The sequence below is a fragment of the Halorubrum yunnanense genome (assembly GCF_026586675.1).
In the GTDB taxonomy this organism is placed as follows: domain Archaea; phylum Halobacteriota; class Halobacteria; order Halobacteriales; family Haloferacaceae; genus Halorubrum; species Halorubrum yunnanense.
The window spans coordinates 21,825-44,923 of record NZ_JAODIX010000064.1; the positions used below are offsets into that span (position 1 = coordinate 21,825).

The 23,099-nt window shown below is 67.4% G+C and carries 24 protein-coding genes; 11 read left to right on the top strand and 13 right to left on the bottom strand.

Annotation, left to right across the window (positions count from 1 at the left end):
- Positions 1-245: 245 nt before the first annotated feature.
- From hemL to N5096_RS13505, 5 genes are all read right to left on the bottom strand, one after another.
- Positions 246-1,583 (bottom strand): glutamate-1-semialdehyde 2,1-aminomutase, encoded by a 1,338-nt coding sequence (hemL, locus tag N5096_RS13485; RefSeq protein ID WP_267665338.1) that lies wholly within the window; start codon positions 1,581-1,583, stop codon positions 246-248.
- Between the two features lie 179 nt (positions 1,584-1,762).
- A complete protein-coding gene (locus tag N5096_RS13490) occupies positions 1,763-3,481 on the bottom strand; it encodes an ammonium transporter (protein ID WP_267665339.1) in 1,719 nt (572 codons plus the stop codon).
- Between the two features lie 503 nt (positions 3,482-3,984).
- Positions 3,985-5,016: a DNA repair and recombination protein RadA gene (gene radA / locus N5096_RS13495; RefSeq protein WP_267665340.1), complete on the bottom strand. Its 1,032-nt coding sequence runs from the start codon at positions 5,014-5,016 to the stop codon at positions 3,985-3,987.
- 171 nt (positions 5,017-5,187) lie between these two features.
- Entirely contained in the window at positions 5,188-5,688 is a 501-nt protein-coding gene (gene trpY, locus N5096_RS13500) for a TrpY family transcription regulator (protein ID WP_267665341.1), read from the bottom strand.
- A 77-nt stretch (positions 5,689-5,765) separates the two neighbouring features.
- Entirely contained in the window at positions 5,766-6,245 is a 480-nt protein-coding gene (locus N5096_RS13505; protein ID WP_267665342.1) for a histidine kinase, read from the bottom strand.
- A 183-nt stretch (positions 6,246-6,428) separates the two neighbouring features.
- On the opposite strand from N5096_RS13505, the gene N5096_RS13510 reads away from it, so the two are divergent.
- On the top strand, positions 6,429-8,654 hold the full coding sequence (locus tag N5096_RS13510; RefSeq protein ID WP_267665343.1) for an ATP-dependent DNA helicase: 2,226 nt from the start codon (positions 6,429-6,431) through the stop codon (positions 8,652-8,654).
- Positions 8,655-8,656: 2 nt separating this feature from the next.
- Here the strand turns inward: N5096_RS13510 and N5096_RS13515 are convergent, their stop codons facing one another.
- Positions 8,657-9,016, bottom strand: coding sequence for a DUF7473 family protein (locus tag N5096_RS13515; protein ID WP_267665344.1), 360 nt, complete (start codon positions 9,014-9,016; stop codon positions 8,657-8,659).
- A gap of 60 nt (positions 9,017-9,076) precedes the next feature.
- On the bottom strand, positions 9,077-9,634 hold the full coding sequence (locus N5096_RS13520; protein ID WP_267665345.1) for a TATA-box-binding protein: 558 nt from the start codon (positions 9,632-9,634) through the stop codon (positions 9,077-9,079).
- An 87-nt stretch (positions 9,635-9,721) separates the two neighbouring features.
- Between N5096_RS13520 and N5096_RS13525 the strand changes: the two genes are divergently transcribed.
- The 3 genes from N5096_RS13525 to rpiA all read left to right on the top strand — a co-directional run bounded on the left by N5096_RS13525 (position 9,722) and on the right by rpiA (position 12,835).
- The gene (locus N5096_RS13525; protein WP_267665346.1) at positions 9,722-10,774 is read left to right on the top strand and encodes a THUMP domain-containing protein; all 1,053 of its coding nucleotides are present in this window, start codon (positions 9,722-9,724) and stop codon (positions 10,772-10,774) included.
- A 168-nt stretch (positions 10,775-10,942) separates the two neighbouring features.
- Positions 10,943-12,070: an ORC1-type DNA replication protein gene (locus N5096_RS13530; RefSeq protein WP_267665347.1), complete on the top strand. Its 1,128-nt coding sequence runs from the start codon at positions 10,943-10,945 to the stop codon at positions 12,068-12,070.
- Between the two features lie 39 nt (positions 12,071-12,109).
- Positions 12,110-12,835, top strand: a complete 726-nt coding sequence (gene rpiA / locus N5096_RS13535) for a ribose-5-phosphate isomerase RpiA (protein ID WP_267665348.1) — start codon at positions 12,110-12,112, stop codon at positions 12,833-12,835.
- A 123-nt stretch (positions 12,836-12,958) separates the two neighbouring features.
- Here rpiA and N5096_RS13540 read toward each other — a convergent pair whose 3' ends face one another.
- A complete protein-coding gene (locus tag N5096_RS13540; RefSeq protein WP_004047560.1) occupies positions 12,959-13,126 on the bottom strand; it encodes a DUF1931 family protein in 168 nt (55 codons plus the stop codon).
- Between the two features lie 271 nt (positions 13,127-13,397).
- Between N5096_RS13540 and larB the strand changes: the two genes are divergently transcribed.
- The 3 genes from larB to N5096_RS13555 all read left to right on the top strand — a co-directional run bounded on the left by larB (position 13,398) and on the right by N5096_RS13555 (position 14,804).
- On the top strand, positions 13,398-14,183 hold the full coding sequence (larB, locus tag N5096_RS13545) for a nickel pincer cofactor biosynthesis protein LarB (protein WP_267665349.1): 786 nt from the start codon (positions 13,398-13,400) through the stop codon (positions 14,181-14,183).
- Positions 14,184-14,308: 125 nt separating this feature from the next.
- Positions 14,309-14,461 (top strand): DUF7563 family protein, encoded by a 153-nt coding sequence (locus N5096_RS13550; protein WP_176329378.1) that lies wholly within the window; start codon positions 14,309-14,311, stop codon positions 14,459-14,461.
- A gap of 70 nt (positions 14,462-14,531) precedes the next feature.
- On the top strand, positions 14,532-14,804 hold the full coding sequence (locus N5096_RS13555; protein ID WP_267665350.1) for a GIY-YIG nuclease family protein: 273 nt from the start codon (positions 14,532-14,534) through the stop codon (positions 14,802-14,804).
- Positions 14,805-14,820: 16 nt separating this feature from the next.
- Here N5096_RS13555 and hisG read toward each other — a convergent pair whose 3' ends face one another.
- From hisG to N5096_RS13575, 5 genes are all read right to left on the bottom strand, one after another.
- Complete coding sequence (hisG, locus tag N5096_RS13560; protein ID WP_267665351.1) at positions 14,821-15,711, bottom strand: ATP phosphoribosyltransferase; 891 nt, start codon at positions 15,709-15,711, stop codon at positions 14,821-14,823.
- Between the two features lie 161 nt (positions 15,712-15,872).
- Complete coding sequence (locus N5096_RS16565; protein ID WP_379790477.1) at positions 15,873-16,205, bottom strand: transposase; 333 nt, start codon at positions 16,203-16,205, stop codon at positions 15,873-15,875.
- Positions 16,162-16,926 carry an IS630 family transposase gene (locus N5096_RS13565; RefSeq protein WP_267665352.1) on the bottom strand — a complete coding sequence of 255 codons (765 nt, stop codon included), beginning with the start codon at positions 16,924-16,926 and terminating at the stop codon, positions 16,162-16,164. Before N5096_RS13565 ends, N5096_RS16565 begins: the two co-directional genes overlap by 44 nt.
- Before the next feature lie 357 nt (positions 16,927-17,283).
- Positions 17,284-17,721, bottom strand: coding sequence for a PIN domain-containing protein (locus tag N5096_RS13570; RefSeq protein ID WP_267665353.1), 438 nt, complete (start codon positions 17,719-17,721; stop codon positions 17,284-17,286).
- Complete coding sequence (locus tag N5096_RS13575) at positions 17,718-17,990, bottom strand: AbrB/MazE/SpoVT family DNA-binding domain-containing protein (RefSeq protein ID WP_267665354.1); 273 nt, start codon at positions 17,988-17,990, stop codon at positions 17,718-17,720. The genes N5096_RS13570 and N5096_RS13575 overlap by 4 nt, the downstream gene beginning before the upstream one ends.
- A 174-nt stretch (positions 17,991-18,164) precedes the next feature.
- Here N5096_RS13575 and uvrB point away from each other — a divergent pair, with 174 nt between their 5' ends.
- The 4 genes from uvrB (at position 18,165) to N5096_RS13595 (ending at position 23,098) form a co-directional block, all read left to right on the top strand.
- Positions 18,165-20,219 carry an excinuclease ABC subunit UvrB gene (gene uvrB / locus N5096_RS13580; RefSeq protein WP_267665355.1) on the top strand — a complete coding sequence of 685 codons (2,055 nt, stop codon included), beginning with the start codon at positions 18,165-18,167 and terminating at the stop codon, positions 20,217-20,219.
- A gap of 104 nt (positions 20,220-20,323) precedes the next feature.
- Positions 20,324-20,854: a hypothetical protein gene (locus tag N5096_RS13585; RefSeq protein ID WP_267665356.1), complete on the top strand. Its 531-nt coding sequence runs from the start codon at positions 20,324-20,326 to the stop codon at positions 20,852-20,854.
- A 65-nt stretch (positions 20,855-20,919) separates the two neighbouring features.
- Complete coding sequence (locus N5096_RS13590) at positions 20,920-21,519, top strand: hypothetical protein (RefSeq protein ID WP_267665396.1); 600 nt, start codon at positions 20,920-20,922, stop codon at positions 21,517-21,519.
- A 550-nt stretch (positions 21,520-22,069) separates the two neighbouring features.
- Positions 22,070-23,098, top strand: coding sequence for a ribonucleotide-diphosphate reductase subunit beta (locus N5096_RS13595; protein WP_267665357.1), 1,029 nt, complete (start codon positions 22,070-22,072; stop codon positions 23,096-23,098).
- Position 23,099: the final 1 nt, after the last annotated feature.

A 23,099-nucleotide genomic window follows, 5' to 3' on the forward strand; every position in this document is an offset into this window, starting at 1 on the left:
CTGCGCCGCCCTCGCGACTGCCCCTTTGAGTCCCACCCGGCCCCGCACCTCACGCCTCCCCAGCCTCGCGGTTCGCGCTCTCCGAGCGCTCACCGCGTCCCTCGCGCGTGCGACTCGCGCCCTTCCGGGCGCTCGCCGGCACGCGCCACCGCGCCGTTGTTATTTATAAGCAATCGTCGCCGTGGCTCTCGTATTTAAATACCGTATCGACGACCGTACTCTCGGGTACTCGCTCCCGCCGTCGATCAGATCGCTTGCCGATACGCCTCCAGCGTCCGTTCGACGTCCTCCTCGGTGTGCGCGTAGGAGGTGAACTGGCACTCGAACTGGTTCGCGGTGAGGAACACCCCCTGCTCTTTCATCGCCTGCCAGAACACCCGCTCCCAGCGGTCGGTGGCCGCGTTGGCGACGTCGGCGCCGGTCTTCGGACAGGAATCGTATCGGGCGCAGTCGGGGTCCTGGCGACAGCCGCCCGGACAGCAGGCGTCCGGGTCGTCGGGGGCGTCCCGGGTGAATATCGTCTTGAACATCGAGTCGGTGCCGACGACGGTGTACTCGGGCGCGCGCTCCGCGCAGATGTCGGCGATCCCCTCGCGGAGCTTCCGGCCGAGGCGGTTAACGTGTTCGTACACGTCGTTCTCGGCGGCGTACTCCAGCCCGGCCTTCCCCGCCGCCATCGTCACCGGGTGCCCGGAGAAGGTGCCGGACTGGAACACGTCGCCCGCGGGCGTGAACCCCTCGATGATCTCCGCTTTCCCGCCGATCGCGCCGACCGGGAAGCCGCCGCCGATGATCTTCCCGAAGGTGGTGACGTCCGGCGTGACGCCGAGCTTCGACTGCGCGCAGCCGAGGCCGCCGACGCGGAACCCGGTGATCACCTCGTCGAAGATCAGGAGCGAACCGTGACCGTCACACAGCTCGCGGAGCGTCTCGTGGTAGCCGTCGACGGGCATCACGATCCCCGTGTTGGCGAGGATCGGCTCGACGAGGACGCCGGCGATCTCGTCGCCGTGCTCCGCGAACACCTCCTTGGCGGCCTCCGTGTCGTTGAACGGGATCGGGAGGGTGTGTTGGGCGAACTCCTCGGGGATCCCCGCCGTCGACGGGTGTGCGTCCCCGGGTGACCCCTCGACGAGCGTCGACTCCTGTGCGCCGTGGTAGCCGCCCTGCATGACGACGATCTTGTCGCGGCCGGTGTGGCCACGCGCGAGCCGCACCGCCGAGACCGTCGCCTCCGTCCCCGAGTTGACGAACCGAATCGACTCGACGCTCGGGACGTGTCGCGCCACGAACTCCGCGTGCTCGACCTCGATCTCGGTCGGCGCGCCGTACATCGGCCCCTCGGCGGCGTGTGACTGGACCGCCGCCTCGACCGGGTCGGGCAGGTCGTGGCCGTACAGGAGCGGCCCGTACCCCATCACCCAGTCGACGTACCGGTTGCCGTCGGCGTCGATCACGTGGCCGCCGTCGCCGCGCTCGACGAAGAAGGGGTGCGGCATCGTCGCCCGGACCGAGGAGTTGACCCCGCCCGGCATGACCGACAGCGCGCGGTCGTACAGCGCGCGGGAGCGCTCGTGGTTCATGTCCGACGGTTGGGCCGGAGGGATGAAAGTAGTTGCCGACCGCGTCGCGAGCCCGGCGTCGGACCGCCGGTTTCGTCCCGGCCCGTGCCGCGGCTCGCTGCCTCGGAGTCACCGAAAAAGCGCGCGTCGAGGTCGACCGCTCGATTCGCCTCTCTCCGAGTGCCGGGGCTGACGCCGACTTACACCGCCTCCGGACCGGTCGCGCCGGTGCGGACCTGCAGCGCGTCCTCGACCGGCATGATGAACACCTTGCCGTCGCCCGGCTCGCCGGTCTTCGCGGCGCCGGCGATCGCCTCCGCGACCTCGTCGGCCGGGATATCGGCGACGACGATTTCGACCTTCACCTTCTGGTGAAGGTCGACCGTGAACTCCTCGCCGCGCCACTGGCCCTTCTTCGCGGGCTGGGAGCCGCGACCGGAGACGTTCGTCACGGTGAGCGAGGGGGCGTTGACCTCCGCGAGCGCCTGCTTGATGGCCCCGAGCTTGTCGGGGCGGACGACCGCGGTGACCATCTTGATCTCCGAGCCGACCTCACTGCCGCCGTCGGCGCGCGGGGAGTCGTCGGTGGTGTCGACGACCGAGGGACCGCCGTCGGTCGCGACGCGGTCGCCGCCGAACTCGGGATAGGTCTCGACGCCGTGTTCGGAGATGTCGAGGCCCTCCTGTTCGTGTTCGGGCGTGACGCGAGCCTCGCCGGACAGCTTGAGGACGTACCAGACGGCCGCGGTCGCGGTGAGCGTCCAGCCGCCGATGATGACGACGCCGGTCAGCTGGGCGACGAAGTGTGCGCCGACGCCGGCGCTGAGGGTGCCGGGAGCGGCGACGAACGGGAACAGCAGCGTCCCGAGTACGCCCGCGCTGCCGTGGACCGGGAACACCGCGCAGACGTCGTCGATCTTGAGCGTGTCCGAGACGAACTCGAAGACGAGCGGGAGCTGTCCGCCGGCGAGGAGGCCGACGACCAGCGCACCCCACCACGCCGTGGTGTCGGGGATGGCGGTGATGCCGACGAGCCCGGCCAGCAGGCCGTTGGCGACGTACAGCGTGTCGACCTTCCCGGTGCGGAGCCACACGACGAGCGCGGCGCCGATCCCGCCGGCCGCCATCGCGACCGTCGTTCCCATCGCGACGAGGTTGACGGTCAGCGTGTTGAACATCCCGCCGCTGACCACGGAGGCCGTCCCGACGTTGAAGCCGTACCAGCCGAACGCGAGGATGAGCGTCCCGAGGACGGCGAACGTCAGCGAGTGACCGGGAATAACGTTCGTCGAGCCGTTCTCGGCGTAGCGGTCCATCCGCGGGCCGAGCACGGCCGCCGCGGTGAGTCCCGCGATACCGCCCATGCCGTGGACGATCATGCCGCCGGCGAAGTCGTGGAACGCGGTGCCAGTCAGCTGCGCGACGAGCCCGTCCCCGGACGCCGACCAGGTGAACGCGATGACCATCGGGTAGATGACGGCGGCCAGCAGGAACGTGTAGGTGACGTACGCGCGGAGCTTCGCGCGACCGGCGACCGCGCCGGACACGATAGTCGCCGCCGTCATGGCGAACACCGCGCCGTAGAGCCAGTTGACGTACGGGCCGACCGTGCCGGCATCGACGGCGAGTTCACCGCCGGAGAACAGCGTCCCGGCGGCCGAGACGGGCCCCCCGGAGCCGCTCATCACACTGGTGAACGCCGTCCCGATCAGGAAGAACACCGTCACCCCGACGCTCCACGTCAGGAGGTTCTTTGTCAGCTGGTTGGCGACGTTCTTCGAGCGAACCTGCCCGGCTTCGAGCATGGCGAAGCCCGCGTGCATGAAGAAGATCAGGAACGTCACCATCAGGATCCACGTCCCGTTCACCGCGGACGCGAACGTGCTCGGGTCGACCGTCGCGAGTACGCCGGTCGTCACGCTCTGACCACCTCAACTGAACATACGTCTCCTAAACAGCGCGTTTCGTCCGTGTTCATGTGTTGAATCACGTTCCGACAAGGAGTAGTGGAAGTACATAAACCTTTGACTTGGGTTTCACAAAAAATGGCTTTGATAATGCGGCGTCTGTCAGATATAATGACGGATACATTGTGTATAAGGACGTATGTCCGGCGAAGTTTCCGCAATCCTTGCGATCGAATCGAACGAGTGTTTTATACTTATTCTGTCACTACGCGTCGGATCGGACTGTTTCGGGGCCCACGGCGCCGGGCGCGGCCGCTACTGGCGATTTTTGCCGTCGGATATTCCGGCGATATCTGCGTTATAGCCTCACACGGCCGATCTCGGCCATTTCGGGGGTTTCTCAAGGAAGTTTACGTTCGTCAACCGGATCCGAGATCCGGTTTTCACTCGGGCGGCGCGCCGCTCGTTCGCGTTTGGATCGATAACTGAGAGCCGATCGAAGGGGGCGGTTCCGGCTACTCCGGCTTCAGCCCCTCGCCCTCCACGCGCATCACGGCCTCGCCGTCGGCGAGGTTCGGCGCGTCGACGAGCCGGACGATCCGCTTGTTGCCCTTCGACTTGCGGAGGTAGATCCGGAAAGTGGAGGCGTGCCCGAGGATGTTGCCGCCGATCGCCTGCGTCGGATCGCCGAAGTAGGAGTCCGGGTTCGACGCCACCTGGTTGGTGACGAGGATGGCGGTGTTGTACAGGTCGCCGAGCCGCATCAGGTCGTGGAGGTGCTTGTTGAGCTTCTGCTGTCGCTCGGCGAGCTCGCCCCGCCCGACGTACTCGGCGCGGAAGTGGGCGGTCAGCGAGTCCACGCAGACGATCCGGATGGGCCACTCCGTCTCCTCGTGTTCACCGGCGAGCTCCTTCGCCTTCTCCGCGAGCAGGATCTGGTGGTTGGAGTTGAACGCCTTCGCGACGTGGATCTGATCGAGGAAGGCCTCGATGAGCTCCTCCATCGCCGCGTCGTCGCTCGGGGTGCCCTCGATTTCGCGACGCTCCATCTCGTCGGCGAGGATCTCGTCGTCGAGTCCGCGGACCATGTCGTCGATCCGCTCCGGGCGGAACGTGTCCTCGGAGTCGACGAAGATACAGCCGCCCTCCAGCCCGCCGTTCTCCTTGGAGAGCTGGACGTTGACGGCCATCTGGTGGGTCACCTGCGACTTCCCGGACCCGAACTCGCCGTACACCTCGGTGATCGACTGCGTCTCGATGCCGCCGCCGAGCAGGTCGTCCACCTCGTCGATCTGCCAGGAGAGCTTGCCGATCTCCTCGCGGCGTTCGAGCACGGCCGCGCCAGTCTCGAAGCCGCCGACGTCGGCGGCCTCGCGGGCGGCGTTGATGATGTCGCTGGCGGACGACTCGCCGATGTCCGCGGTGTTCGACATCTCGCCGGGGCTGGCGACGGCGATCGACTGGTAGCTCTCGAACCCGTTGTCGACGAGCTTGTCCGCGGTGGCGGGGCCGACTCCGGGGAGGTCCTCGAGTTCGTCTTCAGGCATGTACACGACCCTTGTTCGCCATCCCGTATAAAGACTGGTTTACACCCAGGTGAAAGTGAAATATCCGGCGGCGGTGCGCTCGGCCCCCGTAGGTTCCGTATATAAGCGTCCGCGCTGGAGCGGCTCGTCGCTTCGTGGGCGAAACTGGTCGTCAGAAACCGATTCGACCGATCAGAACCCCACGCGACGGACGTAGCCGAGCTCCCGGATCTCGACGAGCAGCTCTCCGGGTAACTCCGCGTCCGTGATCACGTACAGCTTCGGGTCGTCGGTGAACTCGGGGTCCTCGCTCAGCACCTGTCGGATCGAAACGTCGTGGTCGGCGAGGATTCCGGTCACCTCGGCCACGATCCCGGCCTCGTCGGCGGCCGCGACTTCGATCGTGAGGACCGTGAGATCGAGGACCGGCGCCAGGTCCATCAGGCTCGGCACCGACGAGATGTTGGTGAAGATGCGCTTCAGCTCGGGGTCCTCCAAGATGGCGTCCGTCGTGGAGTCGACCACACGCCGGTCGACGTCGAGTTCGCGCGCGATCCCGGTGTACGGGATCTCGATCCCGCCGGAGACGACGCGGCCCTCCTCGTTGACGGAGAAGCCGCGCTCTAAGAACAGGCGGATGACGGCCTGCTGGCTCGGTGACCCCTCGAACTTCTCGAGGATCTCGTCGAACATTCGTTACTACGGCCGGTGGCGGCGCGTCGGTATAAATGAGGGTGCGTCGGACCCGCGGCGGCCGTCGGCGTCGCCAATCAGTTCGCGAGCGCGCCGTAGGCGCCGCCGAGGACGACTCCGTACGCGAGGTGACCGACCGCGCTCATCGCGCTGATGTTGGGCAGGGGCGGGTTCGCCGGCGAGCCGACCGCGGAGAGCCAGATCGGCATCGCGATCACGGCCAGGGCGACCCAGACCACCAGGCCGTACGCCGCGCCGGCGCCGAGCGACGTCCCGACGCTCTCGCCGACCGAGGGCTTCAGCCCGACCAGGGCGGCGAAGCCGACGCCGAGGACCGCGCCGTGCGCCATGTGTATCACCCAGCCGACGAACGGCGCCGCCGGCGGTGCGAGCCCGTACATCGACGGGATCACGACCTCCAGCAGCGGGGCCGGAATCACGTACGTCATCAGGAGCCCGAAGACCACGCTCCCCGCGAGCCCGCCGGCCACGCCGGCCTTCCAGTCGCCCGTCGCGGTCGATACCTCGCCCGTCGTCGTCGCCGTTTCGGTTGCCATGTCGGTTCGCTGTTGGCTCAAGAACCGGTAGTATATGCCGGTATTATGTGTTGCTTGCGCACACACCCCGAAGCCATATAAATTTCAAAATTAACTGGTAACAAAATTGTAACTCGGGCGGCGCCGGACCACTTCCGCCGCGGCACCCCACCCCTTTTAGCCGGTGGCGACGAACTCCGTCCCGTGTCAGAGTCGCCGCATCTGCGGTTCTTCCCGTACGAGGAGCCGTATCCGAACCAGCGCGAGGCGATGGACAGGATCGCCAACGCGCTGGACCGCGGGCAGGACGTGCTGTTCGAGGGCGCGCCCGGGACGGGGAAGACCCTCTCGGCGCTCGTGCCCGCCTTGGAGCACGCCCGTGAGCACGACCGCACGGTCGTGATCACGACCAACGTCCACCAGCAGATGCGGCAGTTCGTCGAGGACGCCCGCGCGATCACCCGGGAGGAGCCCATCCGCGCGGTCGTATTTAAAGGCAAATCGTCGATGTGCCACATCGACGTCGACTACCAGGAGTGTCAGACCCTCCGGGACACCACCCGCGAGCTGGTGGAGACGGAGAGCGACGTCCGCGAGCTGGAGGCCCGCCAGCGTGAGCTGCTCGCCGAGAGCCGCGAGGGCGACGCCGGGGCGGCGGAGTCCCGCGAGGCGGTCATGGAGGAGCTCGACGAGCTGGAAGACGAGATCGACGAGTACGAGGCCGCGAACGTCTGCGCCCACTACCGCAACAACCTCGTCGAGGACACCGACGAGTTCTTCCGGTGGCTGTTCGAGGACGTCCGCACCCCGGAAGACGTGTATGCGTACGCGGACGAGCGCGAGCTCTGCGGCTACGAGCTGCTCAAGGAGGGAATGGAGGGAGTCGATCTGGTGGTGTGTAACTACCACCACCTGCTCGATCCGAACATTCGCGAGCAGTTCTTCCGGTGGATCGACCGCGACCCCTCCGAGATAATCACCGTCTTCGACGAGGCCCACAACGTGGAGGACGCCGCCCGCGACCACGCCACCCAAACCCTCACGGAGACCACGCTTGACGCCGCGTTAGAGGAGCTCGCCGACAGCGACGACTCCCGCGCGGAGGCGGCCGAGAACGTCGTCCGCGCGTTCCGCGACGCCCTGGCCGAGACGTACGACGACGCGCTCGGGTTCGGCCAGCGCGAGTCGGTCGGCGAGAGCTGGGAGGACCTCTCTATCGCCAACGAGGACCGTCGCGACGACCTCACCCTCGCGTTCCTCCGCAACTACGAGGGGAACGGGATCGACACGGAAACGGAGCTCGCCGTGCAGCTCGGGGGCGCCTTAGACGAGGAGTACGAGCGCCGCTACCGCGACGGCGAGACGACGACTCGGACCGAGTGTCAGACCCTGCAGGTCGCTCGGTTCGTCTCGACGTGGATGGAGGAGGGCACCGAGCTCGGCCAGTACCCGGTGGTCTCCGTGCGCCGCGACGGCGCGACCGACGAGGTGTACGGCCGCGCGGAGCTGTACACGTGCATCCCTCGCGAGGTGACCGAGGAGCTGTTCGACGAGGTCGCCGCCTCGGTGCTGATGAGCGCCACGCTCCGCCCCTTCGACGTCACGAAGGACGTGCTCGGCTTGGCGGACGTGGCGGCGCTCGCGTACGAGATGGGCTACCCCGAGGAGAACCGCCGGACGTTCGCGGTCGACACGCCGCCGCTGTTCGCCTCGGAGCGAAACGACCCGGAGACCCAGGAGACGGTGTCGTCGGTGCTGCGCGACGCGATCCGATTCACCCCGGGAAACACGCTCGCCTTCTTCCCCTCGTACGCCGAGGCCGAGCGCTACCACGAGCGACTCGGCGGGTCCGCGGGGACCGGCGCCGGCGCCGACGTCGGCTCGGGCGGCGGGCTCGCGGGCGCCGACCTCGGCTCGCTCTACCTCGACGGTCCCGGCGAGGACGAGGAGGACCTGCGCCGGACGTTCGTCGAGAGCGACGACGCCGCGCTGTTCACCTCGCTGTGGGGCACGCTCGCCGAGGGCGTGAGCTTCGACGACGACGACGCCCGGACGGTCGTGGTCGTCGGCGTCCCGTACCCGCACCTCTCCGACCGGATGGAGGCGGTCCAGGACGCGTACAACCGGGCGTTCGCCGACCGCGACCGCGCCCGCGACCCCGGGTGGGCGTACGCCGTCGAGATCCCGACGATCCGCAAGACGCGGCAGGCGATCGGCCGCGTGGTCCGCGGTCCCGACGACTTCGGCGTCCGGATCCTCGCCGACCGCCGGTACACGACCGCTGACATGGGGAAGTACTCGGTCCGCGGCGCGTTCCCGCCGGAGGAGCGCGAGGAGCTGCTCGACGTCGACCCCGAGAAGCTGAAGTTCGCGACGCTGAATTTCTACGCCGACCGCGACGCGTACGACGGGGCGCCGCCGGAGCCCTAATCTCACCCCGGCATCGTCCCCAGCAGCACCGTGACACCGAACAGCACGATGGTGAGAAGCGTCGTGATCACGGCGTGGATCGCCGTCATCGCGATCACGACCCGCCTGGGCTGGTCGTAGCTCCACGCGAACATCGCGCCGTCGACGAGGAGCGCGGCCGGGACGAGCAGCGCCCCGGAGACGGAGAACGCTCCGCCGACGATGCCGATCACCGCGGGGAGCGGGCCGACGTAGAGCGCGCGGCGCGGGTTGACGTCACCGAGAACGTTCCGGGCGGCGAGGTGGGCGGTCACGGAGAGGAACAGCGCGAACAGGAGGGTCGTCCCCAGCACCGTGATCGGCGTCACCGTCTGTAGGAGCATACGCGGGCTACGGGACGGCGGGTAAAAGTGATCGCGGGATCGGGCGAGCGGGCCCGGCGGTCAGCCGAGCAGCCCGAGGCCGTTCAGCTCCTCGACGATCACGTCGACGGCCGCCGCCGCGTCGTCCGGGCTCGTCCCCCCCGTGACGACGAGTTTTCCGCTGCCGAACAAAAGCGCCACGACGTCCGGCTCGTCGAGCCGGTAGACGAGCCCGGGGAACTGCTCCGGCTCGTACTCGATGTGTTCGAGCCCGAGCCCGATCGCGATCGCGTTGAGGTTGAGGCTCTCGCCGAGGTCGGCGGACGTGACGATGTTCTGCACCGTGATCTCGGGGTCGTCGATCGGGATCTGGAGCGCGCCCAGCTCCTCGAACACGATCGCGAGGCTCTCGTGGACGGCGTCGATGGAGTTCGCGCCCGTACACACGATCTTTCCGGACCGGAAGATCAGCGCGGCCGATTTCGGGTCCGTGGTGCGGTAGACGAGCCCGGGGAACTGCTCGGGGTCGTAGTCGGCGCCTTCCAGATCCATCGCGACGCTCTGGAGATCGAGCTCCTGCCCGATCCCCGTGGAGGCAACGACGTTCTCTATCGTGATCGTCTCCTTCGGATCGGCCATCACTACCACCACAATCGCTTGAAATATTTAAAAAGGTGCGTGGTCGGAACCGCTATCCTCTTGCGAGCGGCCGCCCGACCCGGGAGCGTGTACTGGCTCGAACTCGCCGGGGAGACAGACCCGTTCGCTGCCCGGGAGGCCGCGACCGCGGCGACCGGCGTGGAGCTGACCGCGCCCGGGGTCGCGAGGGCCGGGAGCGTCGGATCCGGCCGTCACGGGGGGTCGTCCCCTGTCAGCCGGCTCGCCTACACCCGCGCCGCCCACGAGGCGATCGCCCGGACGGACGCCGACGTTGACGCGGCCGCCGCCGCGCTCGACGCGGCGCCCCTCGACCGCTCCGGAACGGTCGCGGTGCGGGCCCGCAACGTCCGGAACACGACCGACGCCTCGACGACCGACGCCGAGCGCGAGCTCGGGAGCGTCCTCGTCGACCGCGGGTTCGACGTCGACCTCGACGACCCCGACCACGTCCTGCGCGCGCTGTTCGCCGCGGGCGAGCGCGCCGCCCACGAGGCGGTCCCCGGCGCCGACGGCGGCGACGCGTCGGTCTGCGCGCTCGGCTGGGTGGCCGCGGAGGCCGCCCGCGATTTCGCCCCGAAGCCGACCGATCGACCGTTCTTCCAGCCGGGGAGCATGGCCCCCGCCGACGCCCGCGCGTACGCCAACCTCGCGGGCGCCGCGCCCGGTCGGACGCTGCTCGATCCGATGTGCGGCACCGGCGGGCTCCCGCTCGAAGCCGGGCTCGTCGGAAGCGACGCCGTCGCCTGCGACGCCCAGCGGAAGATGGTCCGCGGGACGCGGGAGAACCTCCGGGAGTACGTGGACGCCCGTTCCGAGAGCCCCGACTGGCACGTCGCCCGGGGCGACGCCACGGCCCTCCCCCTGCGCGACGACGCGGTCGACGGGGTCGCCTTCGACGCGCCGTACGGCCGGCAGTCGAAGGTCGCCACCCACGAGCTCGGAGACCTCGTCTCGGGCGCGCTCGCGGAGGCCGCCCGGGTCGCGCCCCGCGCCGTCGTCGTCGCCGACCGCGACTGGCGCGGGCCGGCGCGCGCCGCGGGCTGGACCGTCGACGCCGCCTTCGAGCGCCGGGTCCACCGGTCGCTCACCCGGCACGTGCTGGTACTCGACCGGGCGTGACCGCGGTCGCTCTCGGGGCGCGACAAGCCTGAATTTGGCGCGATCGCACCGTCCCGAGAGTGAACGACCGGTCGGTGATACTCGGCATCTGAGCGTCGCAGCCGACAAGTTTCAGTTTCACTCTCCCTCCGGGCAACGGTTAAGTGGACGGCCTCTCGTGGTGTGCATATGACCGGGGACGCCGGCGGCGACATGCTCTCGTGGGACGAGTCGGTGTTCCGCGACGAGTCGGTGTTCGAGATCGACCACGTCCCCGAGACGTTCCGCCACCGCGAGAGCCAACTGGAGAGCCTGAAGTACGCGCTCCGCCCCGCGGTGCGCGGCTCCCGCCCGCTCAACACGATGGTTCGCGGCCCGCCCGGGACCGGGAAGACGACCGCGGTCCAGAAGCTGTTCAGCGAGCTCGGCGCCCGCACCGACGTCCGGACGGTCCGGGTCAACTGCCAGGTCGACTCGACCCGCTACGCCGTCTTCTCGCGGCTGTTCGAGAGGATATTCGACTACGAGCCGCCCTCCTCCGGGATCTCGTTCAAGAAGCTGTTCGGCCAGATCACCGACCGGCTCGTCGAGGCGGACGACGTACTCGTCGTCGCCCTCGACGACGTGAACTACCTCTTCTACGAGAACGAGGCGTCCGACACCCTCTACTCGTTGCTCCGCGCGCACGAGGCGCACTCCGGCGCGAAGATCGGCGTCATCGTCGTCTCCTCCGATCTGGGCCTCGACGTGATCGACGACCTCGACACCCGCGTGCAGTCGGTGTTCCGCCCGGAGGAGGTGTACTTTCCCGTCTACGACGCGACCGAGATCTACGACATCCTCCTCGAGCGCGCGAAGCGCGGGTTCCACGACGGGGTCATCGGTGACGCCGAACTGGAGCGGGTCGCCGACCTCACCGCCGAGAGCGGTGACCTCAGGGTCGGGATCGACCTGCTCCGCCGCGCCGGCCTGAACGCGGAGATGCGCGCCTCGAAGACGATCGCCGAGGAGGACGTGGAGTCGGCGTACGAGAAGTCCAAACACGTCCACCTCTCGCGGTCGCTCCGCGGGCTCTCGGAGTCCGAGCGCGCCCTCGTCCGCGTGCTCGCGGAGAACGACGGCGAGCGCGCCGGGGCGGTGTACGAGGCGTTCCACGACGAGACCGACCTCGGCTACACCCGCTACTCCGAGATCATCAACAAGCTCGATCAGCTCGGCGTGATCGAGGCCGAGTACGCCGACGTGGAGGGACGCGGCCGCTCCCGCGAGCTCTCTCTAGCGTACGACGCGGAAGCGGTGCTGGACCGGCTGGAGTAGCCCGACGCCTTTTCAGTCTCCCCCCGCCCAATCGACGGTATGAAGACGAGCGGCGGGAGCGACGCGGCGAAGCGACGCGCCGGCGAGTCGGCGGCCGGGGCGGTCGACGACGGCGACGTGGTCGGACTCGGCACAGGCTCGACTGCGGCACACGCGATCCGACGGCTGGGCGACCGGGTTGATGGCGGGCTGAGCGTACGGGGCGTCCCGACTTCCTTCGCGAGCCGCGAGCTCGCCGCTTCTCGGGGGATCCCCCTGCTCGACCTCGACGAGGCGGTGGGTCCGGACGCGCCCGGGATCGACGTCGCGATCGACGGCGCGGACCAGGTCGCGGTCGGCGACGGCGACGAGCCGACCGCGGGGGCCCTGATAAAGGGCGGCGGCGCCGCCCACGCCCGCGAGAAGCTGGTGGACGCCACGGCCGACCGCTTCCTCGTCGTCGCCGACCCCTCGAAGGAAGCCCCGGTGCTCGACCGGGCCGTCCCCGTCGAGGCCCTCCCCGCCGGTCGGTCGGCCGTCGCCCAGGCGGTCCGCGCGGCCGGCGGCGAGCCGACGCTCCGCGCGGCGGAGCGGAAAGACGGGCCGGTCGTCACCGACAACGGGAACCTCGTGCTCGACTGCGCGTTCGGCGAGATCGCGGCGCCGTCGGAGCTCGCCGCGACCCTCTCCGCGACGCCGGGCGTCGTCGAACACGGGCTGTTCGTCGACCTCGCCGATGAGGTCCACGTCGGGACGGAGTCGGGGGTTCGGGTGCTTACGCGCTGACCGCGCGGGAGTCGGCCACCGAGGACGACCGGGACAGGCGCGTCGCCGCCGAGACGGGCGGACGGACGCGTCGCTCGCCGGTCGGCCTGGGATAAAAAAATCGGGTCGAGAGTCGCGTCCGCCTTAGAGGTCGCGCGGCTGCACCGTCTTCCGGTCGTTGGCCTCGGCGCGGCGCGCGGCGTCTTCGAGCAGCTCGTCCACTTCGTCGTCCAGCGCGTCGTAGAAGTCCGAAGCGACGTTCTTGTCGTCCAGCGCTTCCTTGACGGCCGCTTTGACAATAAGGTCTGCCATGCGATCGGTGGTATCCGTCGATAGTTAATAAGAGTTCCTGAATTCGCCCGCGAGGGGCTCCGTGCGGCCCGTTCGCGAGGGGTTGCCGGATTGGTGACTTATAAACTTTGTGAGAACGGTCGGCGAGCGAGAACTATCCCGGCGAGATCGACCCGGAATCGACCCGGAGTGGTCCCGATTTCGCTCCGAACTCGGGTCGAACCGCCCTCGCGGGTCCGCCCGTCCGCCGCGGACCGATAGGTTCGACCCCCTCCGACTCCGACGGGCGTTCATGCGCGACACGCTCGAGGCGCTCGACGCCGGGGAGATCGGCGTCGCGGAGGCGGAATCGCGGCTCGCGGGCTACGCGACCACGGCGGCCGGTCGCTTCGACGCCGCCCGCGAGCACCGGCGGGGGATCCCCGAGGCGGTCCTCGCGGAGGGGAAGACGCCGGCCGAGGTCGCGGCGCTGGCGACGACCGCGGTCGAGACGACCGGCCGCGCGCTCGTCACCCGGGCCGACGCGGAGGACGCGGCCGCGATCCGGACGGCGGCGGCGGACCTCGATCTCGACGCGGCGGACTCGATCGACCCCGCCGTCACTCACGACGAGCGGGCCGGGACGGTCGTCGTCCACGCGGCCGACTTCGATCCGCCCGCGTTCGACGCCACGATCGCGGTCGTCGCCGCCGGTACCGCGGACGCGGCGGTCGCGGGCGAGGCGGCGGTCGTCGCCGGCGAGGTCGGCGCGGAGATCGATCGCGTCGACGACGTCGGTGTCGCGAACCTCGACCGGATCTTAGACCAGCGCGACCGGATCCGCGAGGCCGACGTCGTCGTGGTCGCCGCGGGCCGCGAGGGGGCGCTCCCCACGGTCGTCGCGGGGCTCGTCGCGGCGCCGGTGATCGCGCTCCCGGTCTCCACCGGGTACGGCGTCGGCGGCGAGGGCGTCGCCGCGCTACAGGGCGCGCTCCAGTCCTGCTCGGTGCTCACGACCGTGAACGTCGACGCCGGCTTCGTCGCCGGCGCGCAGGCGGGGCTGATCGCCCGCGCGATCGACGCGGGGCGGGGCGAGTGACCGGCGGTTCGACACCCGACTTATGACGGGGGTTTATATGCGATTCTCCGGAAGCTGGCGGGGGTGAGAAAGGGTATTTGTTCGTCGAACCCATACAGTAGTACGCCGGTGAACACCGGTACCGAATGCCACGCTGTGACCACTGCGGGTCGCACGTCTCGGACCGTTTCGCGCGCGTCTTCACGGACGAGTACGGCGACCTGAACGCCTGTCCGGACTGTTCCGCGAACGCCGGGATCGCCGAGGTCTCTCGGGAGCGCGCCCGTACCGGAGACTGAACCGGTCGAGCCCCCGCGACGCCGGACCGAGACCGCCAGCTATTCGTCTCGGTCGCGTCGATCCCGCACCGTGTCGACGTCGAATCGAGACTCCCGCCACCACGTCTACGTGATCGAGTGCGCGGACGGAACGCTTTACACCGGCTACACCACCGACGTCGAGCGACGCGTCGCCGAGCACGACGCCGGCGAGGGCGCGAAGTACACCCGGGGGCGGACCCCCGTGACGCTCCGGCACGTCGAGTCGTTCGACTCGCAGTCGGCGGCGATGTCGCGCGAGTACGCGGTCAAGTCGCTCACCCGCGCGGAGAAGGAGGCGCTGATCGGGGCCGAAGACGACTGAGAAGGCGGGCTTCCGACTACTCGATCAGCCGCTCGATCTCGGTAACGAGGATCCCGCTGGCGCCGACGGCCTTCAGTTCCGAGATGGTCGCGAACACGTCGTGCTCCTCGACGACGGCGTGGACCGCTACCATCCCGTTGCCCTCTTCGTCGGCCTCGACGTCCATCACCGTCGGGCCGCCGAGCCCGGGGATCACGTCTTTCACCTCGTCGAGCCGCGCCTTCGGGGCGTTCATCATCAGGTAGCGGCGGCCGTCCGCGGCGAGGACGGACTCGAAGGCGGTCACCACCTGCTCGACCTTTGGGTCGTCGACCACGTCGGGGCGGGCGAACAGCCGCACCGAGGAGTCGAGCACGTCGTCGATCACCGCCAGCCGGTTCACCTTCAGCGTCGTCCCCGTGGAGGTGATGTCGACGATGGCGTCCGCCATGTCGACGTGGGGGGTCAGCTCCGTCGCGCCGGTCACGGTGACCACGTCGGCGTCGACGCCCACCCGGTCGAGGTAGTCGCGGGTGACCGCCGGGAACTCGGTGGCGATCGTCCCGCCGTCGAGGTCCGAGACGACAGAGATGTCGCCGTCTTCCGGCGCCGCGAGGACGAGCTTACAGGAGCCGTACCCCAAATCGAGCAGGTCGACGAGGTCGTCCTCGCCCGCCTCGCTCGCGGAGTCGGGGACGCCGCCGGACTCCGCGGCTTGGTCGAGGCCCGTGATCCCGAGGTCGGCCGCACCGTCGCGGACGTACTCGGGGATATCGGCCGCGCGCGCGAAGAGGATCGACACGTCGGGGTCGACGGTGTCGGCGTACAGCTGACGGTCGGCGGTCTCCTCGACGTGAAGCCCCGCGCGCTCCAACAGCGAGAGCGTCGGCTCGTGTAGGCGGCCCTTGTTGGGGACGGCGATGCGCATACGGAACGCGTCGCGGGGACAGGGGGAAACGTTTTCGTCCGGCGGGCGGAACGGATGTCGACGCGAGATCGCTTATAAATAGTCGCGGTGGCGCGTGCCGACGAGCGCCCGCAGGGCGCGAGTCGCACGCGCGAGGGAGTCGCTGGCGCCATTACTGGTAGTCATAACTTTTGAAAAGATAAGAAGCGATCAACCCACGCTCTCGCAAAGCTGAGGCGATGAGCATATTTACGAAAAATGTCACAGATGAGCGTTCGATACGTTTCTACATCGGGTGCATCAAGCGGCGACAGATCGCGTTTTACACTCTTCCAGATCTGTTCGATCGGATTGAGATCTGGTGAATACCGCGGTAATGCTACTCTCGTCAGATCGAGCTGTTCTACTATATTATCGACATACTCAGCAAAATGAGACGAAAAGTTGTCGCAAACGATGATGATCGGTCGCTTAGGATTCTTCTCGCGGATCTTGTGGGAAAAAATCGCCCACAGATTCCTTGCTTAGATCCGCTTTGCAGTCGACGACACTCGTTCCATTAAGCGCGTAAAATCCGAAGACGACATCGTCAAAATTCTCTGTCGGCGTCTCCTTTTGGATCGTTGGTTTCTCGAAGGCCCACAACCGCCGGCTGTTGTCCGTCGGTCGAGGCCACGCTTCGTCAAGAAACCCGACGACGACACCGCCGTCAGTCATCGCGTCGTCATCAAGATCGTCGAGAGCGGCCTCAAGACGTTCTTCGAGCTGCTCTTCAGCATCATCAGGGCGATCCGGAGATTCTGGTCGAGGGATCGCGTATTTAAGTCCAAGATCTTTGAGAACTCGTGAAAGATGTCGTTGTGAGTAAGATACGTTAAATCCATCTTCGATAAGCCGCTGAACTTCGTGGGTGGTGAGCGGTTGATGCCGTTCAAGCACCTCTCGAAGTCTTTCGCGCTGGTGCTCGTCAAGTTTTGGCGGACGGCCATCACCGAACTCGGGTCGAAGACCGTCGACAGCGCCGTCGTTCCAGCGATCGATCCAGCGGCTCGCGGTCGGCGTCGAGACGCCGACACGCGTCGCCGCTTCGGTGACTGTATCGCCGAGATAGACGTTTTTAATCAAGCATAATCGCCGGACGAGACGAGGTTCTTCGTCCGATTGAGCTTGATCAATCGTCTCGTCGATCTCCTCTTCAGTGAGATGTTTGACGAGCTGCTTCGACGGTCCAGGCATACCTGACGATCTCACGCGAACATTACAAATTTTTCGACTATCACTATCGGCGCCAGCGACGAGGTTGGGGAGGCGTGAGGTGCGGGGCGGTGCCGTGCGGGGTGGGACTCAAAGGGGCAGTCGCGAGGCGGGCGCAGGCGACGTAAGCACCGCAACGAAGGAGCGTAAGCGACTGAGTGAGGAGCACAGCGAGCGTGCGTCCGCCTCGCAGCTGGGGCTTTGGCGGTGTTCGCCGCCGATCTGCTGTCAACCATTTATAAGCGGCCGGCTGGGACTTTGGACGCGTTCGACGGCGATCTGCTATCAGCTATTTATAAGCAAGCGGCTGGGATGTCGGAGGAGATCACAGTTGCCGACCTACACGCTCTGGTCTCGGAACCGACGAACGTCGACCTCGATGGGCAGGTCGTCGAAGTCGTCGTCCGCGCCGGCGACGAGCGTCGCGTCGCGATCACGAGCGAGCGCGACGGCGTACGCGTCGGCGAGCGAGATGTTCCCGTGAGCTTTCACCTCGGCCGCCAGTCGCCAGTCCGCCGACTCGATGTCCAATCCTCGCCGCTCAAGCGCGCGGAGGTCCCGGTCGGCCTCCCGAAGCGAGGCGTCCGTCGGGACGTCGTCGACGCCCTCGAACCGGGAGACGAGGTAGAACACCTCGCCGGCGTTCGTCTCGGCGAGCGCCCCCGCCGATTCGCCGGCGAACACGTCGTCGAGGAGCGCGGCGACCGCTTCGTGACCGGGTTCTCCGTAAAGGTACGCGACGATCGCCTCGGTGTCGAAGACGTAGCCGCCGCTCATTCGTCCTCGGACGGGCGGAGCCGGTCGGCCCGCTCGGCTTCCCGACGCTTCTCCTCGTCTCGCAGCTCACGGAGCCGCTCCGTTGCTTCCCCGCGCTCGTGGCCCTCGGCGTGGATCCCGTGGAGTTCGTCCGGCGAGGGGACCGGTTCGACGACGATTCGCCCCTCCTCCTCGTAGATGAACACCTCGCCGGGCGCCTCGATCCCGAACTTCTCGCGGAGCCCCTTCGGGATCGTGGCCTGCCCTTTCTGTGAGACACGTACTACCATTGGTTCACTTGTACTACTCATCTGTCTTAGTTGTACCTACGAGTTCGGTATTACTAAAGGCACCGCCGATCGAGTCGCGTACTCTCTCGGTGAACGTCCGCGCGGAACCGGTTTCGCCGCAGTCACCGACGTAGCCCCGCCGCTCAAGTGTTTCGCCGCCCAACAGGGCGTATCGTGAGCGACGCCGACTCCCCCCTCTCCGAGGACCGCCCCACCGTCGACCGCCCCCTCCGCGTCGACGCCCCGTTCGAGCCCGCGGGCGACCAGCCGGAGGCGATCGAGCAACTGGTCGAGGGGTTCGAGTCGGGCGCCGACAAGCAGACGCTGCTCGGCGTCACCGGCTCCGGGAAGACGAACACCGTCTCGTGGGTCGCCGAGGAGTTAGACCAGCCGACGCTCGTCTTAGCGCACAACAAGACGCTCGCGGCCCAGCTGTACGAGGAGTTCCGCGAGCTGTTCCCGGACAACGCCGTCGAGTACTTCGTCTCCTACTACGACTACTACCAGCCGGAGGCGTACGTCGAACAGACGGACACGTTCATCGACAAGGAGATGTCGATAAACGAGGAGATCGACCGCCTGCGCCACTCGGCGACGCGCTCGCTGCTGACGCGCGACGACGTGATCGTGGTCGCGAGCGTCTCGGCCATCTACGGGCTCGGCGACCCGGGGAACTACCGCGATATGGCGCTCCGCTTGGAGGTCGGCGAGGCGGTCGGCCGCGAGGAGCTGCTCACCCGGCTCGTCGACCTGAACTACGAGCGCAACGACGTGGACTTCACGCAGGGCACCTTCCGCGTCCGGGGCGACACGGTTGAGATCTACCCGATGTACGGGCGCTACGCGGTGCGAGTCGAGCTGTGGGGCGAGGAGATCGACCGGATCATCAAGGTCGATCCGATGCACGGCGAGGTCGTGAGCGAGGAGCCCGCGGTGATGCTCCACCCGGCGGAACACTACTCGATCCCCGACGACAAGCTGGAGCAGGCGGTCGCGGAGATCGAGGACCTGATGGAGAAGCGCGTGAGCTACTTCGAGCGCCAAGGCGATCTCGTGGCGGCCCAGCGCATCGAGGAGCGCACCACCTTCGACATCGAGATGCTCCGGGAGGCGGGCTACTGTTCCGGGATCGAGAACTACTCGGTCCACATGGACGACCGGGAGTCGGGCGACGCCCCGTACACTCTGATGGACTACTTCCCCGACGACTTCCTCACCGTGATCGACGAGTCTCATCAGACGATCCCGCAGATCAAAGGACAGTACGAGGGCGACAAGTCGCGGAAGGACTCCTTAGTCGAGAACGGGTTCCGCCTGCCGACCGCCTACGACAACCGCCCGCTGACGTTCGAGGAGTTCGAGGAGAAGACGGACCGCACGCTCTACGTGTCGGCGACGCCGGCCGACTACGAGCGCGAGACCTCCGACCGGATCGTCGAGCAGATTGTCCGCCCGACCCACCTCGTCGACCCCAAGGTGGAGATCGCGGAGGCGACGGGGCAGGTCGAGGACCTCCTCGATCGCGTCGACGAGCGGATCGAGCGCGACGAGCGCGTCCTCGTCACGACCCTCACGAAGCGCATGGCCGAGGACCTCACAGAGTACTTCGAGGAAGCCGGAGTCGACGTCGCGTACATGCACGACGAGACGGACACCCTCGAACGCCACGAGATCATCCGCGACCTCCGGCTCGGCAACATCGACGTGCTCGTCGGCATTAACCTGCTCCGCGAGGGGCTCGACATCCCGGAGGTGAGCCTCGTCGCCATCCTCGACGCCGACCAGGAGGGGTTCCTGCGCTCCACCACGACGCTCGTCCAGACGATGGGGCGAGCCGCCCGCAACGTCAACGGCGAGGTCGTCCTCTACGCCGACCGAACCACCGACTCGATGCAGGAAGCCATCGACGAGACCCAGCGCCGCCGCGAGATCCAGCTCGAGTACAACGTCGAACACGGCTACGAGGCGACGACCATCGACAAGCCGGTCACCGAGACGAATCTCCCGGGGTCGAAGACGGACACCTCGAGCGTCAGCGTCGGCGACGTGGAGAGCGAAGCCGAGGCGGAGGCGCAGATCGAGGCGCTCGAAGATCGCATGGACGAGGCCGCGAGCAACCTGGAGTTCGAGCTGGCGGCCGACATCCGCGACCGGATCGCCGAGCTCCGCCGCGCCTTCGAGCTTGACGCCGACGACGGGGGGGTCCCCGCGCCGGTGGCCGACGAGTAGCCGGGCCCGGCGGTCCAGTCGATCGTCCTCGCGTCGGCTCCGATTCTCACTCCCCGACACGCGCGACGACGGGGTTTTTACCCGCGAGCCGTGGAGGCTGTCACATGTATCGCCGCGCGGTCGTGGCCGTCGCCGTCTCCGCCGCCACCGCGGGCTGCGTTGACCGCCTCCACGACCTCGCGGCGTCGACGCCCCGAGACCTCGCGGTCCGGAGCCGCTACGTCGACGGCAACCCCCTCGCCGACGGGCAGAGCGTCCTCAGCCGTCCCGCGGAGCTCATCACTCACGCCGCCTCCTTCCGATCGACCGCGGCGGCGAGGAGCGCTCTCCGTCCCGGCGCCGCGGAGGCGCGAGCGTTCGTCGACGCGACCGCGTTCGTCGACGACGGCGGGGAGGCCGTGCTCGTCGCCGCACAGCGCCTCACGGTCCCCGAAGTCGAGCTCCGCCTCGGCGCGATCAGCCGCACCGGCGACCGATCCCTCCGGATCGCTGTCGACCGCATCGGCGTCCGCGGCGACGTTGAGCCCGACGACCCGGTGGTCAAGACGCTCCTGGTCCGACTGACGGACGAACGGGGGCCGCCGAAGCGGATCGTCGTCTCGATCGACGGCGACCGCGCCGGCGTGACCGTTTAGATCCCCGCTCGCGATCCCGTCCCCGTCCCGCGATCGTTTTGTGTCTTGCCGGCCTCTTCGCCGATATAATGTCGCTCCGTCGCCGCCTCCTCGGACTCGCTCTCCTCGCGCTCGCCGCCGTCGCGTTCGCGGGCGCGGCCGCCGTCGCGCCCGTGGTCGTCCCGAGAACCGGAACCGTCTCCGGCGGCGTCGACCTCGTCGCGCCGTCTCCGGTGTCGCTGCTGGCCGCGCCCGCGCTCCTCGCGGTCGGCTCAGTGCTGCTGGTCTCCGGCGCCGCCGCGCTCGCCGCCGTCGACCTCTCCGCGCGCGCCGCGCTCTCCGCGCCCGCGCTCGGCGCCGTCGGCGCGCTGGCGCTCGGCGCGGGAATCGGAACCGACGTCGGGGCGCCCCTCGCCGCCTTCGTCGGGTCGGAGACGCTCGCGGCGCTGCGTTCCGGGCCGCCCGCCGCGGTCGCGGCCGGCGCCGTCGTCGGCGGCGCCGTGGCGCCCGTCGTGCGCGCGTCGACCACGGAGGACACGGTCGCGCTGCTCGTCGCCGCGGTCCTGCTGCTCGCGTCGTTCGTCGCGGTCCCTGGCTCCGCGCTCGCGCTCGTCGCCGGCGGCGTCGGCGGCGTCATCGCGGTGAGCGCGCTCTGGGCGGTCGATCCGGCAAACTGGCGACCGTAGGTCGGTCGGATTCGTTCGAGGCCGACTCCGACCCTCGTTCACCGGGCGCTCGCTTTCGGCCTCCAGCTTGATGTCGCCGTTGACCTCGCGGGTCTCGTCCTCCTGCCGGGCGAGGTCGACGTTGTCCGAGTCTCACGTCTCGTCGGTCTCTCGCTCGCGTCCGGCCCCGGGTTCGCGCTTCTCGCCGAACTGCTCGACGGAGTCATCGCGGTTGGACTAGTGTGGGTGCTTGACGCTGCCAGTTGGGCACTGTAGCGACCACCCGTAGCCGGAGATCACCGCTCAGTCCCCGTCTCGGCACCGCCCATTTGTGGATCGGAGGAACGACTCCGTCCTTTCAGTGTGAAAGTGAGTTTGTTATACTACAATTTTGTTAGTAATACTTATACCGGCGGAGTCTGTGTGGTCTGATACGGTTCATACGGCTACACTCAGGTTACGCTGTAAGACCGTCTCCCGAGCAACACGACTGCGGTCGGACTCACCAGACTGATGCTAGACAGTGGCAGCGGCAATCCAACGCGATCGGTCACGTTCGACATGGGCAACGATGAGTGAAAGCGAAGACACAATCACGAACGCGAGTGCAGGCACAGACGTAGAGACGGACATCTTCTCGGAGCGGAAACAGCTGAAGCCCTACGAATACAGCGACTTTCTCGACTACGTCGAGGCAATCCGGAACAGCTACTGGGTACACACGGAGTTTAATTTCGACGGAGACGTCCAAGACTTCAAGGTCAACACGACGCCAGCTGAGCAGACCGTTATCAAGCGGACGATGTTGGCTATCGCGCAGATCGAGGTGCAGGTGAAGACGTTCTGGTCGGACATCTACGAGGAGATGCCGAAAGCCGAGGTCGGGAACGTGGGTATGACCTTTGCGGAAAGCGAGGTGCGGCACATGGACGCCTACAGTCACCTACTCGACGTCTTGGGAATCACGGACGATTTTGAGCAGGTGACTGCGGAGCCGGCGATGAAAAAGCGGATCGAGTACCTCGACGAGTATCTGGAGAAGAGCGAGAGCGACGACGAGCGGGAGTACGTGATGAGCATCCTGCTGTTCAGTACGTTCGTCGAACACGTATCGCTATTCAGCCAGTTCCTCATAATGACGAGCTTCGACAAGCACGAAAAGAAGTTCAAGGGAATAGCGAACGCTGTCGAAGCAACCAGCAAAGAGGAGCAGATTCACGGTCTGTTCGGGATCGAGCTGGTGGAGACGATCAGAGAGGAGAATCCGGACCTCTTCGATGATGACTTCGAGGATGACGTCCAGGAGGCCTGTCTGCAGGCCTACGAGGCAGAGACCGAAATACTGGATTGGATATTCGCTGACGGCGAGCTGGATTTCCTTCCTCGAACGCACGTCGACGCGTTTCTGCGAGATCGGTTCAATCAGAGCCTCGAAACTGTCGGCGTGGAACCGATATTCGAGACGGACGACGACCTGCTCGAGGAGACGCGCTGGTTCGACGAGGACATTATGATGACCAAGGACAACGACTTCTTCAGCAAGCGGTCGACCACGTACAACAAACACACGCAGAGCGTTACCGCCGAGGACATGTTCTAAC

Bases quoted from the DNA above. Each gene is read 5' to 3' on its own strand.
- hemL (WP_267665338.1), bottom strand. From the start codon at position 1,583: ATGAACCACGAGCGCTCCCGCGCGCTGTACGACCGCGCGCTGTCGGTC.
- radA (WP_267665340.1), bottom strand. From the start codon at position 5,016: ATGCCTGAAGACGAACTCGAGGACCTCCCCGGAGTCGGCCCCGCCACC.
- N5096_RS13565 (WP_267665352.1), bottom strand. From the start codon at position 16,926: ATGCCTGGACCGTCGAAGCAGCTCGTCAAACATCTCACTGAAGAGGAG.
- N5096_RS13520 (WP_267665345.1), bottom strand. From the start codon at position 9,634: ATGGCCGATCCGAAGGAGACGATCACGATAGAGAACGTCGTTGCCTCC.
- N5096_RS13570 (WP_267665353.1), bottom strand. From the start codon at position 17,721: ATGAGCGGCGGCTACGTCTTCGACACCGAGGCGATCGTCGCGTACCTT.
- N5096_RS13575 (WP_267665354.1), bottom strand. From the start codon at position 17,990: ATGGTAGTACGTGTCTCACAGAAAGGGCAGGCCACGATCCCGAAGGGG.
- N5096_RS13550 (WP_176329378.1), top strand. From the start codon at position 14,309: ATGCCACGCTGTGACCACTGCGGGTCGCACGTCTCGGACCGTTTCGCG.
- N5096_RS13530 (WP_267665347.1), top strand. From the start codon at position 10,943: ATGACCGGGGACGCCGGCGGCGACATGCTCTCGTGGGACGAGTCGGTG.
- rpiA (WP_267665348.1), top strand. From the start codon at position 12,110: ATGAAGACGAGCGGCGGGAGCGACGCGGCGAAGCGACGCGCCGGCGAG.
- N5096_RS13515 (WP_267665344.1), bottom strand. From the start codon at position 9,016: ATGCTCCTACAGACGGTGACGCCGATCACGGTGCTGGGGACGACCCTC.
- N5096_RS13585 (WP_267665356.1), top strand. From the start codon at position 20,324: ATGTATCGCCGCGCGGTCGTGGCCGTCGCCGTCTCCGCCGCCACCGCG.
- hisG (WP_267665351.1), bottom strand. From the start codon at position 15,711: ATGCGCATCGCCGTCCCCAACAAGGGCCGCCTACACGAGCCGACGCTC.
- N5096_RS13505 (WP_267665342.1), bottom strand. From the start codon at position 6,245: ATGGCAACCGAAACGGCGACGACGACGGGCGAGGTATCGACCGCGACG.
- N5096_RS13595 (WP_267665357.1), top strand. From the start codon at position 22,070: ATGAGTGAAAGCGAAGACACAATCACGAACGCGAGTGCAGGCACAGAC.
- trpY (WP_267665341.1), bottom strand. From the start codon at position 5,688: ATGTTCGACGAGATCCTCGAGAAGTTCGAGGGGTCACCGAGCCAGCAG.
- larB (WP_267665349.1), top strand. From the start codon at position 13,398: ATGCGCGACACGCTCGAGGCGCTCGACGCCGGGGAGATCGGCGTCGCG.
- N5096_RS13540 (WP_004047560.1), bottom strand. From the start codon at position 13,126: ATGGCAGACCTTATTGTCAAAGCGGCCGTCAAGGAAGCGCTGGACGAC.